This window comes from Stenotrophomonas sp. Marseille-Q5258 (assembly GCF_946900935.1).
GTDB lineage: Bacteria > Pseudomonadota > Gammaproteobacteria > Xanthomonadales > Xanthomonadaceae > Stenotrophomonas > Stenotrophomonas nematodicola.
The window spans coordinates 134,645-148,829 of record NZ_CAMPPN010000013.1 but is presented as its reverse complement, the minus strand read 5'-3'; the positions used below and the strand labels follow the sequence as shown (position 1 = coordinate 148,829).

The following is a 14,185-nucleotide window of genomic DNA, read 5'->3' as shown; positions in this document are numbered from 1 at the left end:
CCTTGCCGTTGGGGGTCAGCGGCAGGGCGTCGAGCACGCACAGCCGGGCCGGCACCATGTACGCCGGCAGTCGCGTGGCCAGCTGCTCGCGCAGCGCCTCGGCCTGCACGGCGTCACCGGCCACATACCCATCCAGGCGATAGCCACCGGCCGCATCGGGCCGTGCCACCACCACCGCATCGCGTACGCCGGCACAACCACGCAGGCCGATCTCGACTTCGCCCAGCTCGATGCGGAAGCCGCGCACCTTGACCTGGTGGTCGGCACGGCCCACGTAGTCCAGCTGTCCGTCGGCGCCGTACCGCACCAGGTCGCCGGTGCGGTACATGCGCGCGCCCGGTTCGCCGGCATGCGGATCCGGCACGAAGGCCAGCGCCGTCAGGGCCGGCTGGCCCACGTAACCGAGCGCGAGGTTGACGCCGCTGACATGCAGCTCGCCCAGCGTGCCGGGAAGGACCGGCTGCAGCGCTGCATCGAGTACCCGAAGCGCGCTGTTGGGCAGCGCCACGCCGATCGGCAGGATCCGGCTGTGCAGCAGATCCAGATCGCTGGAACTGCCTTCCCACCAGCTCGCCGATACCGTGGTTTCGGTCGGCCCATAGGTGTTCAGCCACCGCACCGACGGGCGACACCGACGCCAGCGCTGCAGGCACTCGAAGGCCGGCGCTTCGCCACCGACGATCACCAGCCGAAGTGCCGGCAGCGCGGCACCGGCACCGTGCAGTGCATGGGTCCACAGGTGCCAGTACGCGGTCGGCAGATTGGCAATGGTGATCCGCTCGCGCGACAGATAGCCTTCGAAGGCCTCCACGTCCAGGCCCATCCGGTCGTCGTACAGAACCAGGGTCGCGCCGGCCAGCAAGGTCGGGAAGATTTCTTCCACGGCCATATCGAAACTGAAGGTGCTGAACTGCAGCGCCCTGTCCTGTGGCGAGAGCTCGAACAGCGCCGCCATCGCCTCGGCATGGTTGAGCAGTGCGTGATGCCCGATCCGCACGCCCTTGGGCCGCCCCGTCGAACCGGACGTGTAGATGACATAGGCCGACTGCAACGGATGCAGCGGAAGGTCGATGGCTGCGCCCGCCGCCGCGCCTTCCCACCAGGGTCCGTCCAGCCGCCACGTCGGCAGCCGCGCATCCGGGTGCAGCCCGGCGTGGGTCAGAAGCAGGACAGACCCACTGTCCTCGACGACGAACGCCGCGCGCTCCGCCGGCAGGGCCGGGTCCAGCGGGACATAGCACAGGCCTGCGCGCAGCACGGCCAGTGCCGCCGCGACCTGTTCGAGGCTGCGCTGGAAGCTCAGGGCGATGCAGGCACCCGGCGCCAGGCCCGCGGCGGCGAGGCGGGTGGCAAGGTGCGCGCTGCGGCGCTCCAGCTCGGCGTAGGTCCACTGGCCCGCCGGACCGTCCAGCGCCACCGCATCGGGGCATGCCGCTGCGCGCGCGCGGAAGCGGGCGACCACGTCGCCCTGCAGCAGGCGCCGCGGCCCCTCGCTGGCCTGCACACGCTGCGCCACCCGCGCGGGCGACTGCAGCGGCAGATCCACCAGCGCGGTGGTTGGCGCCGCGACGGCCGCCTCCAGCAGGGTGTCGAATGCCTGGACCCATCCGGCGATGGTGTTCGCCTGGAACAGGTCGGTGTTGTATTCCAGCTGCGCGGAGAACGCGCTGCCACGCTGGACCATGTTCAACGTCAGGTCGAACTTGGCCACCGTGTGCGGACTGCGCACCGGCTCCACGCGCAGTGCCGTGTCCCCGGGCGGGGGCTCGGCCGGATCGGCGCCGGCTTCCAGGTCGAACATGACCTGGAACAGCGGCGTCTGGCCCGGCCTCCGGCTCACCTGGAGCGCGTCCACAACCTGTTCAAAGGGGACATCCTGGTTGGCCTGCGCATCGGCCACGGTGCGGACGGCGCGGCGCAGCACGGCCTCGAACGGTTCGTGCATGTCCAGCGCGAAGCGCAGCGCCTGGGTATTGACGAAGTAACCGACCAATCCCGACAGTTCACGCCGCTCGCGACCCGCCAGGGGCACTCCGATCACAACGTCGTCCTGCCGCGCCAGCCGCGCCAGCAGGACCGCGAAGGCAGCGATCAGCACCACATACGGCGTACACCCGTGGGACCGCGCCAGCTGGATCACCGCCGGCCCCAGCGCGGCGGAAAGCGGATGCGCGCACAGGTCGCCCGCATAGGTCTGCAGCGGGCCGCGTTGGCTGTCGGTCGGCAGATCCAGCCCGTCCGGCGCACCGGCAAGATGACCGCGCCAGTAGTCCAGCTGGGCGGCCAACCGCGCGGCATCGACCTGCCCGCGCTGCCAGACGGCGAAGTCGCCGTACTGGACGGGAAGCACCGGCAGCACCGGCGGCGTCGCGGCCGCATGCGCGTGATACGCGTGGGTGAGTTCGCGCAGGAGAATGCCCGCCGACCAGCCATCGGCGACGATGTGATGCATGCGCAGCGACAGTACGTGCTCCTGCGCGCCCAAGGTGAACAGCACGGCCGAGAACAGCGGGCCGGCGGCAAGGTCGAACGGCAGCGCGGCATGCTGCGCGAGACGGGCATCCAGGTCCGCCGCGTCGATCGCGATGGCGTCGAACGGGCAGCCAGCGGACGCATCGACCACCTGCATCGGCTGGCCATCGATGGCAACGTAGCGACTGCGCAGGATGTCGTGGCGGTGGACCAGGGTATCCAGCGCCGATTCCATCGCCGCGATGTCGACGGCCCCGTACAACCGCAGGCCCATGTGGATCGCGTACGTCGCCCCGTCCGCACCCAGCTGGTCCAGCGTCCACAGCCGCTGCTGGGCGAACGACAGCGGCACCGGCCCGGAGCGATCCACCGGCACGATGGCCGCACCCGTGTCTGCGTCCCCGGCCGCGCTGCCGCCACCGCCAAGGGCAACGATCAGTTCCTGCTTGTGCGCGACCAGCTGCTCGCGCAGCACCGGCGGCAACGGGCCGCGCGGGGACTGGATGCGCAGGTTGCCGTCCTGCACGGTGAGCCGCGCATCCAGCTGGCGGAGCTGCTCCAGCAGGCTCGGGATGATCGTCATAGCAGGTCCTCGAACGTGGCTTCCGACGGGGCGGTCGCGTCCGCCGTGAGCCACTGCAGCGTATCGATGTGGCGCGCCAGGTCGGACAGGCGCGGATTGCGGTAGAGGTCCTCGATGCGGGCGCCCTGCCAGAGCGCATCTCGCACGTCCCGGATGACCTGCATGGCAGACAGCGAGTTGCCGCCGATGTCGAAGAAGTCGCTGTCGCGGCCAACGCTGCCGCCGATCACGGCCGACCAGATCCGGGCCAGGGTGCGTTCGGTGTCCGACGCCAGCGCGCCGGATGGCGCGTCGGCAACGGCGGGCTCCAGCGCAGCCAGCGTGACCCGATCCACCTTGCCATTGACGGTCAGGGGGAGCTGGGCGAGGAAGCTGAAACGGGCCGGCACCATGTAATCGGGCAGCGTGCTGCGAAGCGCCTGGCGCAGACGGTCGCGCAGCGACGCGGGCGTATCGGTGGACCCGGTCGCAATGCAGGCGTGCAGGCACGGCGTGCCCTGCCCGTCCACGGCGACCAGCACGGCCGCATCCAGCACGGCGTCAAGAGACAACAGAGCCGCCTCGACTTCGCCGGTTTCGACACGGAATCCACGGATCTTGACCTGGTGGTCGATGCGGCCGAGGAAGGTCAGGCAGCCGTCGGCGCGATGCCGGGCCAGGTCGCCGGTACGGTACAGGCGTGCCCCGGGGACGGTGGACGCCGGATCAGGGCGGAAGGCGGCCGCGGTCAGGTCCGGCCGGCCCAGATAGCCCTGGCCAAGCCCGATGCCCCCCACCCACAGTTCACCGACAACACCCGGCACGACGTCATCGAGGTTGGCGTCGAGCACCCGGGCGTACGTCCCTTCGATGGGGTAGCCGATACCGGGCGATACCGCAGCGTCGCGAACGGCGGTACGCGTGGCGCAGATGCTGGCCTCGCTGGGACCGTAGGCGTTGTGGAACTGCCGCCCCGCCGACCAGCGCCGCACGATGTCCGCATCGCACGCTTCACCGGCCGAGACCAGCGTTCTGAGGTATGGGAACTGGTCCGGCTGCAGGTGCCGCAGGACGGACGGCGGCAGCGTTGCCCAGGTCGGGCGGGCCCGCTGCAGGAACCGGTCGAATCCGTCGCCGAGCTGCTTGCCGGTATCGTCCACGACGTGTAGTTCGCCGCCGCAGGACAGCGCGATGGCGATCTCCCACAACGACGCATCAAAACCGGATGCCGCGAACTGCAGCAGACGGTCCTCCACGCCCAGTTCGAACGCGCGCGCCTGGCTCGCCGCCACGTTGCCCAGGCCGCGATGGGTCGACAGCGAGCCCTTCGGGTGCCCGGTCGAACCGGAGGTGTAGATGATGTAGGCCGGCGCATCGAGCGACGGCGCCGCGCATCCGGCCGCCCCGCCGGCACGGCTGATGCCGGTCAGGCCGTCGGGGGTCAGTACCGCCTGCCCGGCCAGCACCGCGGCACCGGCCTCGGCCGACGGACACACCACCCAACCCGGCGCGGCGTCCTGCAGGATCCAGCGCAGGCGTTCGGCCGGCTGGGCGGGGTCCAGCGGCAGATACACCGCCCCTGCCTTGAACAGACCGAGCATGACCGCGACCAGCTCGCGCCCGCGTGGCAGGTGGACGCCCACGATATCGCCGGGTCGTACACCCGCACCGAGCAGGTAGCCGCACCAGTCCGACGCGCGCGCATCCAGCGCAGCGTGGTCGATGCTGCCCTCCGCGTCGACCACGGCGGTCCGCCCACCATGCCGGGCGACGATGTCGGCATGCTGCTGCAGCAGCGAACGCGTCGGCAGCGCTGCCGACGCAGCCGCGCTCCATTGGCGGAGCGCGGCTGCCTGGTCGGCCAGCAGGGTCGGCAGGCGACCCAGCGGCGCATCGACGTGATCGACGATGCCCTGCAGTGCCTGCTCGAAGTGCTGGAGCATGGCGCGTGCCTGGCTGACCGGGTAGCGGGCCAGGTCATGGTTGAGGTTGACGACCAGACTATCGGCCGTCGGCACGATACACAGGCTCAGCGGATAGTTGGAGCGCTCCTGCGAGCCGAGCAGCGATGCCTGCAGGCTGTCCGACGTCGGGTCGGCATCGCCATCGCCGTTGGCCACCGGATAGTTCTCGAAGACCAGCAGTGACTCGAACAGCGGCGTATCCGCGCGGATGTCCGACAGGGCCTGGATGCGCGACAGCGGCAGGAACGCATGTTCGTCGCGCTGCACCTGCTGCGCGTGGCACTCGCGCAGCAGATCGCCGACGCGCGCGTTCGCCGCCAGCCGGAACCGCGCGGGAACGGTGTTGATGAACACGCCCACGGACGCTTCGATATCGGCCATCTCCGGCGGTCGCCCGGCACCGGTGACACCGAACACCACGTCGTGGCGGCCGCTGTAGCGGGACACCACCCGCGCCCAGGCCAGTTGCAGCACGCTGCTCTGGGTCGTGCCCTGGCGGCGCGCCAGCGCGTCGATCGCCGCATGCAGCGCCGGCGATACGACCAGACGCTGGCACGCGCTGCCCAGCCCTTCGCTGGCGGCGCCCTGCAGGATGGTCGTTGCCTGGCTGAAGCCGTCCAGGTGGTCGCGCCAGTAGCGCTCCGCCGTCTCCACCGGTCGCTCGGCAAGCCACTGGACGTAGTCGCGGAACGGCCTGCCGGGCATTTCCGGCACAGCGTTGGCCTGGCCATCCGCCGCACGCGCGTACGCGGCGTGCACCCGCTCCAGCAGCAGCGGAATGGACCACCCGTCCAACAGCGCGTGATGGTAGGTCAGCAGGAGGCGATGTGCGTGATCGGGCATCTGCGCGATATGCAGGCGCAGCAGCGGCGCCACCGCGAAGTCGAAACCGACGGCGCGGTCGCGTGCCTGCAGTTGTTGCCACGCGGCCTCCGCATCGTTCTGCCGGGCGCGCCAGTCCAACCGCTGCACGGGCAGCGCCGGGGCGGGCTGGACCACCTGCAGCAGGCGGCTGTCGGCAAGCTGCACGAACGCGGTGCGCAGGATCGCGTGCCCGGCCAGCACCCGCTGCCAGGCCGCCACCAGCCGGTCGACATCCAGCGCGTCCGGCAGGCTGAAATCCATCTGGATCAGGTAGGTCCCCCCGTCCGGATCAAGCAGGGAATGGTGGATCAGGCCCTGCTGCAGCGGCGTGGCCGGGTAGATGTCCTCCACTCCGTCGGGGTACGCCTCCAGCACGCCGTCCAGGGTGACCTGATCGAGCCCTGCCAGCGGGTAGTCCGAGGGCGTCCGGCCCCAGCGTCCGGGGCTGCTGCAATGCGTGATGATGGCGCGCAGGCTGACCATGAAGGCATCGGCCAGCGCCTCGATGGCCGCACGGTCGTGGATGTTCTCCGAGTACGTCCAGTTCACTCCGAAGCGTCGACCGGTGACGGCTGCGGTGATGTCCAGCAGGTGCGCGCGGTCCTGTCCCGGCGCATGCAGCGCGCCGGTCGGCGCGTCTGCCGGACGCAGCCAGCGGTCCGCGCTGGCGGGTGTACCGGCGTCGAACTGGCCCAGGTAGTTGAACCCGATGTCGGCATGTGCCCCGGAGCGCGGCAGACGTTCCGCGCCTGCGGCGGGGTGGCGCAGCATCCCGAACCCGATGCCCTTGCCGGGAATGCGCCGCAGCTGTTCCTTCACTGCCTTGAGGTCGGCCGCCAGGTCGGCGCCGTGCTCCAGCACCAGGCTGACCGGATACATCGAGGTGAACCATCCGACGGTGCGGGACAGGTCGACGTCGTCGAACAGGTCCTCACGGCCGTGCCCTTCCAGGGTCAGCGCGATGCTGTGCTGGCCGGTCCACGCACGAAGCGCGTGGGCAAGCGCGAGCAGCAGGACGTCGTTGATTTCGGTCTGATACGCGGCCGGCACCGTACGCAGCAGCCGCTCGGTTTCCCCGGCATCCAGCGCCACGCTGATGTTGCGCGCCGAGCGGACGTCATTGACGCCGCCCCGCTGCCGGGGCAGCGCAGGCGCGGCGGTGTCCAGCACCGACTGCCAGTAGCTGCGTTCGGCGTTCCAGCGTCCCGCACGCAGGTCGCCCAGCAACCGTTGGGTCCAGTAGGGGTACGCGGTGGTTTTTGCCGGGAACACGGCCGAACTGCCCTGTGCCACGGCGGCGCAGGCGGTTTCGAGGTCTTCGATCAGCACGCGCCAGGACACGGCGTCCACGACAAGATGGTGCGCCACCAGCAGCAGACGGGCAGGCCCGCCATCGCAGTGGACCCATGCGCCGGCCATGACCCGGCCCTGGGCCGGCTGCAGCGAGGCCTGGAGCGCGTCCGCCGTTGCCAGCCACTGCGCATCCCCCTGCGGACTGCCCGGGGGATCGATGACCACCTCCTCGAGGACAGGCTCGCTGCCGGCCGTCCCGATCCATTGCCGCGTTGCGTCACCGTCGGGTACCAGGCTGGCCCGCAGCATGTCGTGGTGTGCCATCACCAGGCCAAGCGCCTGGCGCAGCCGTGCGGCGTCGAGGTCGGGCCGCACGTCGAACACGACCGCCTGATTCCAGTGCTGCCAATGCGCCAGGGCCTGATCGACAAACCAGTGCTGCACCGGCGAGACCTCGACCGTGCCGGTGACCGGCCCCTGCTCGCAGTGCATCGCCTGCGTGTCGGTCCGACGGATGCACGCTGCCAAGGCCGCAGGCGTCTGGCGTTCGAACAGCAGGCGGGGCGTGAGGTCGTAACCCAGCCGCCGCATGCGGGCGACCACCTGGATACCCAGAATGGAGTCGCCTCCCAGCGCATAGAACCCGGCATGGCGGTCGTCCACCGCGCAGCCCAGCACCCCGCTCCACACCTCGGCGATCAGTGCTTCGGTGCCCGGCCGCGGCGGCGCCACCGCAGTCGCCGCAGCCGCCTCCCCGCTCGCCACGCCGAGGGCAGGCAACGCCTTGCGGTCGATCTTGCCGTTCGGCGTCATCGGCAGGGCCGGCAGCAGCACCACGCGCGACGGCACCATGAATTCCGGCAACCGGGCGCGCAAGGCTGCCAGCAGGCTGGCTTCGGACACGCCGTCGCCGTCCACCTGCGCATACGCCACGAGCCGACGCTGTGCATCGGCCGGGTCGTCGGCCAGGACCGCGCTTGCCTGGACCCCGGGCAGCATCGCCAGTGCGTGCTCGATCTCGCCCAGCTCGATCCGGAACCCGCGCAGCTTGACCTGGTGATCGCTGCGCCCCAGGTACTCCAGTTCGCCCGAGGGCAGGAACCGGACGATGTCGCCGGTGCGGTACATGCGCCCACCCGCTCCTGCGCCCGCCGGACAGGGCAGGAAACGCTCGGCGGTCATCGCCGCGCGGTCGTGATACCCGCGCGCAAGCCCGGCCCCGCTCAGGTAGAGCTCGCCGATGGCGCCCGGCGGGACCCTGTTCAGCGCGCTGTCGAGCACATGCGCCTGCGTGCCCGGAAGCGGTACGCCGATGCTGGGCTTGCAGCCCGTGCCCGCCGGCACGCGGGCGGCGGTGGAATAGGTGGTGTCCTCGGAAGGACCATACAGATTGAACACCGCCTGCACGCCGGGATGGGCGTAGGCCTTGTCGACCAGCGGACGCGGCAGCGGCTCGCCGGCGACGTTGATGATATCCACGCGCGGCAGACGTCCCGCCTCCAGTATCGCACCGAGCGCCGACGGCACGGTGTTGACCAGGGTCAATGCACCGACATCGGTATGAACGAGGTCCAGGATGGTGTCCACCAGCACCACGCAGCCGCCGCAGGACAGCGGCGCGAACAGCTCGAACACCGACAGGTCGAAGCAGATCGACGTGCTGGCGAGGGTGCGCTGCAGCCCCGTCGCCGTGAAGGTCTGCACGGCCCAGTCCAGCATGGCCGCCGTCGCCCCGCGCGTAATGGCGACGCCCTTCGGCACGCCGGTGGAACCGGACGTATAGATCAGATGGTTGAGCCCGGCAGCGTGGCGCGTCATGGCCGGCATATCGGTGGCGGCGTGGGCCAGAAGCCCGGTTGCCGTCACGTCCATGACCGCCGGCACGCACGCCGCCAGCGCCGCATCCGTGCCGGGCGTTGCCAGCAGGAGGGCCGGCGCTGCGTCACGGGCGATGTACTGCAACCGCTCGATCGGGTAGCCCGGATCCATCGGGACGTAGGCTGCACCGGTCCGCAGGATGGCCAGCAACGCGATCACCAGGCCGGCGTCGCGCTGCATGCACACCGCAACCCGGTCACCGTCGCCGATGCCGCGCTCACGGAGCTGGCGGGCCAGGTGCGACACGGCCGCGTCCAACTGCCCGTACGACACCTGCACGCCTGCCGCTTCGATGGCGACCACGGCCGGCGTGAGCCGGGCTTGGCGCTGCACGCGCACGTCCACCGATACCGGGGCCGCCGGCAGCGTGCCGACCTCGGCCACGCCCTGCAGCCAGTCTCGGTCCATCGGGTCCAGCCACGCCGCCGCGTCGTGGGCCTGCCCCGGACACGCCAGCATGGCCTCGAGCACGGCCCGGTAACAGCGGCCCGCGCGCTCCACATCCAGACGTGACAGACGGTGCGGATCGAACTGCAGGTCCAGCCCCACCATGCCGCTTCCGGGGTCCTCGCGGAACCCGCACATCAGCGCGAAGCTGTTGCGCTGGAACTGTTCACGCTGCTCCACCTCGAACCCCTGCGGCAGGGCATCGTCCATCTGGCGCAGCACGTGGAAGCTGATGAAATTGAAGGCGACCTCGAACAACGGCTCCCCCCTGTTCATCCGCTGCAGTTCGGACAACGGGAAACGCCGGTTGGCCAGCAATCCCTGCTCGGCAGCGAAGGTTCCGGCCAGCAGCTGACGCCAGCTCGCGCCACCCGGCAGCGACATCCGCAGCGGAAGGGTGTTGAGGAACAGTCCCAGGCAGCGATCGCCGTCCTCGTGCTCGAGGCGGCCATTGGACACCACGCCACTGACCACGTCCTGCTGCGTTCCCAGCATCGACAGCACTTTCATGTGCACGGCCAGCAGCACGGTCCGCAGGGGCACGCCGGCGTCGCGCGCCAGCGCACGCAGCCGATCGGCGTGACCGTCGGGCAAGGCGACCTCGCAACGGAACCCGGCGGTGGCGGCAGTGTCGCCCGCACCGGCGGTGCGTGGCAGCGCCAGGAACGGGGCGCTGTCCAGCACGCCGGCCCAGTATGCGCGCGTGTGCGGGTCTGCCAGGGCAGCACCCTCGGCCGCCACGAAATCGCGGTACTGGCTGTGCAGCGGCGTCGATGCGACGGGCGCGCCGCGGCGCAAGCGGAAGTAGGTGTCGAACAGCTCGGTAAAGAACGAGGCCACGCTCCATCCATCCAGAATGGCGTGATGGTCCACCCAGGTGATCTGGAACGCGTCCGGGGCCGTGAGCTGGATGAAGATCCGGTACAGCGGTGCCTGCTCCAGGTCGAACGGCGTCTGCTTCTGCGCCGCGATCAGCGCGTCGATGGCGTCCGCCTGCGCTGCCGCGCTCGATCCACGCAGATCGATGCAGTCGAAGGCCACCCCGACATCGGCGTGCACCCGCTGCAGCGGACGGCCGGTGCCGTCCATGCTGAAGGAGGTGCGCAGGATGGGATGCCGCGAGGCGACGGCCGCCAGCGCCGCCTGGAAGGTCGCCGCGTCCATTGGACAACCGCGCACTGCCAGGCTGGAAACGTTGTGGTAGTGGCCCTGTCCCGGGTCGAGCAGCGAATGGTGGATCATGCCGGCCTGCAGTGCGGCAAGCGGGTACGCATCGACGACGTCGCCCGGCAGTGCCACGCGCTCATCGGCCTCCAGCAGCGCGAATGCAGCCAGCGTCGGCGTCAGCGGGCCGGCAGATGCATCGAACGTGGCCAGCCGGGCCAGGGCCGCCACGGTCTGCGCCGCGAACAACTGCGCCACACTGAAGGTGATGCCCCTGGCCCGGGCCTGCGCGATGAGGCGGATGCTGCGGATCGAATCGCCGCCGAGAGCAAAGTAGTTGTCGTCCACGCCGATGTCGTCACGACCAAGTGCCGTCTGCCAGACGGCCAGCAACGCGGCCTCGGCGGCGTCGCGCGGCGCGACCGCGCCACGTCGATCCGCCACGGCGAGTGCCGGAGGTGGCAGCATCGCCACGTCGATCTTGCCATTGGCGGTGAGCGGGAACCGCGCGAGCGGCATGAATACCGTCGGCACCATGTGCTCGGGCAGGCGGGCCAGCAACGCCTCGCGCAACGCGGACGCGTCCTGCAGCGCGACCGCCGGATCCGGCACGATGTAGGCGACCAGACGCTTGCCGATGTCGGACACGTCGCGCAGCTGCACCAGTGCGTTGGCGACGCCGGGCAGCGCCGCCACGGCATGTTCCACCTCGCCCAGCTCGATCCGGAAGCCACGCAGCTTGACCTGCGCGTCGCGTCTCCCCACGTACTCCAGCTGCCCGTCGTTGCCGATGCGGGCCAGATCACCGGTGCGGTACAGGCGTGCGCCGCCTGCACCGAACGGATCGGGCACGAAGCGCTGCGCGGTCAGGGCCGGCTGGCCGAGGTAGCACTGCGCGAGGCCTGCGCCGCCGACATGCAGTTCGCCGAGCACGCCGGTCGGTACCGGCTGCAGGTCGGCATCCAGCAGGTGCAGGCTCAGGTCGGGGATCGGGTCACCGATCAGACTGCGCGGCTGACGGGTATCGTCCTGGACAATCTCCCGGTAGGTCACGTGCACCGTCGTCTCGGTGATGCCGTACATGTTGACCAGGCGCGGCCCCGCGCCATGACGCCGGGCAAACCACGGCGCCAGCGCAGGCAGCGTGAGCGCCTCGCCGCCGAACACCACCCAGCGCAGCGCCAGCGCCTGCCGCTGCGCCTCGCCAGCGGCATCATCGGCTTCGGCAAGCTGCAGGAAGGCCGACGGTGTCTGATTGAGGACCGTGATCTGCTGATCGACCAGCAAGGCATGGAATGCGTGTGGATCGCGGCTGACAAGGTACGGGACGATGACCAGGCGGCCGCCATGCAGCAGGGCTCCCCAGATCTCCCACACCGAGAAATCGAACGCACTGGAATGGAACAGCGTCCAGGCATCGTCCGGCCCGAAACCGAACCAGGGTGCGGTCGCGTCGAACAGGCGCAGCACGTTGCCGTGCGGAATCACGCTGCCTTTTGGCAGTCCCGTCGAGCCGGAGGTGTAGATCACATAGGCCGGGTCCTGAGCACGCAGCGCGACCCGCGGACGCTCGCGGCGGGAGGCGCCGTGGCTGGCCGCCATGTCCAGCACCCGGGGCGCGAGCGGGTTGCCGTCATTGACGCGCGCGTACTGCGCCTGCTCGGTGGCACCCACCAGGCTGGCGGCCACGGCGGCATCACGAAGAATGTGCCGCAGGCGCTCGATCGGCCCGTTGGGATCGACCGGAACATAGCAGGCCCCGGCCTTGCACACGGCCAGCATTGCCACGATCAGATCGACCGAGCGGTCGATGAACAGCGCGACGCGATCGCCACGCCCGATACCGTGCCCGGCAAGCAGCGCCGCCACCGCATTGGCACGCGCATCGAGGTCCGCGTAGGCGATGCTCTCATCGCCGCAGGTGATCGCGATCGCGCCGGGATGTGCATCGCACATGGCCTCGAACCGGCTCGCGATATCCCCCTCTTCCACTGCCGGCGCGGGCGATGCCACGGGCCGGAGGGCTGCCGGTGCCGGCGTCAACGGGATCTGTTCCAGCACCGTCGACGGCGCATCGATCGCCTGGCCGAGCACATGCTGCAGGCACGCCACCATGCGATCGGCGGTGCTGGCGTCGAACAGGTCGGTGTTGTACTGCAACCCGCCGCTGATCCCCTCACGCTCCTCCACGAGCGTGAAGGTCAGATCGAACTTCGCCTGTCCGCTGTCGCGATAGATGTCCTCGAAACGCAGCCCGGGCAGGTCGAGAGAAGCGGTAACCGCTCCCTGCCAGACGAACATCGTCTGGAACAGCGGGGTATACGCCGGCGTGCGCTCCACCTGCAGGCTGTCCAGGATGCGCTCGAACGGTGCATCCTGGTGCTCGAAGGCATCAAGCACGGTGCGGCGCGTCGCGGCCAGGTGATCGGCGAACGTGGTCGCGGCGGGAATCCGCGTGCGCAGCACCAGGGTGTTGGCGAAGAAGCCCAGCGTATGCTCGAACTCGCCGTGGTTGCGATTGGCGATCATCGTGCCCACCGCCACGTCGTCCTGGCTGGACAGGCGACCGAGTACGGCGGTCAGTGCGGCCAGCACGATCATGTACGGGCTGTAGCCGCTGCGACTGCTGAATGCGGCGAGCCGCTGGCTCAGGTCCGCCCCGAAGCGGATCGGACAGGTCGCACCGCGCGAGCTGCGCTGCAGTGGGCGGGGACGATCCAGCGGAAGATCGAGCAGCGGCGGCATGCCCTCAAGGGCCTGGGTCCAATACGCCAGTTGGGCATCCCACTGCCCGCTCTGCAGCTGGCGACGCTGCCAACGCGCGAAGTCGCGGTACTGCCGCGCCGGAGGCGGCAGTGCGAGGGGGCGCTGCTCCAGGCCGGCCGTGTACAGCGCGGCCAGTTCGCGGACCATCACCGCCGATGACCAGCCGTCGAACACCAGGTGGTGGACGTTGGTCAACAGGAGGTGGTCGTCCTCGGCGAACCGATGCAGTTCGAAACGGTGCAGCGGGCCCTGGCGCAGCGCGAAGCGCACCTGGTCCTGCTGCTGGTACAGCGCGGCGACGCGTGCGTCGCGCTCGTCCACCGGCGTCGGCGCGGCATGGACCGCCAGGCCGCAACCGGGACCCGGATCGATGATCTGCGCGGCCTCGCCGTCGACCACCTCGATACGCGTGCGCAAGGCTTCGTGGCGCGCCACCAGGGTGGCGAATGCGCTCTGGAAGGTGGGCACGTCCATGCGACCGTGGATGCGGAACGCGGTGGAGATGTTGTAGGTGCCGTCCTGCCCGCCCAGCTCATCGAGGAACCACAGACGCTGCTGCTGGAACGACAACGGAATCGGCGCGGCCTGCTCTTCCGCAAGCGCCTGCAGGATCTGCGCCTTGCGTTCCTTCAGCTCGCTGGCCAGCGCGGGCGTGATGACCCCCTTTGCCGCGCTGATCCGCAGTTGATCCCCATGCGCGGCCAGTTCCAGGCCCTTCGCGCGCAACTGCTCAATGTACGTCCTGTTCATCGTTGATCCTGCGTCCGTTTGCCGG

General features: G+C 70.0%; 2 protein-coding genes. Both read right to left on the bottom strand.

What is annotated here, in order from left to right; translation table 11 throughout:
- Positions 1–3,055 (bottom strand): amino acid adenylation domain-containing protein (locus OC534_RS10665; RefSeq protein ID WP_262071770.1); only part of this gene is annotated, 3,055 nt, incomplete at its 3' end.
- On the bottom strand, positions 3,052–14,160 hold the full coding sequence (locus OC534_RS10660; RefSeq protein ID WP_262071769.1) for a non-ribosomal peptide synthetase: 11,109 nt from the start codon (positions 14,158–14,160) through the stop codon (positions 3,052–3,054). The genes OC534_RS10665 and OC534_RS10660, both read right to left, overlap by 4 nt.
- Positions 14,161–14,185: the final 25 nt, after the last annotated feature.

Coding starts and splice junctions, on each gene's coding strand:
- OC534_RS10660 (WP_262071769.1), bottom strand. CDS start 14,160: ATGAACAGGACGTACATTGAGCAGTTGCGCGCGAAGGGCCTGGAACTG.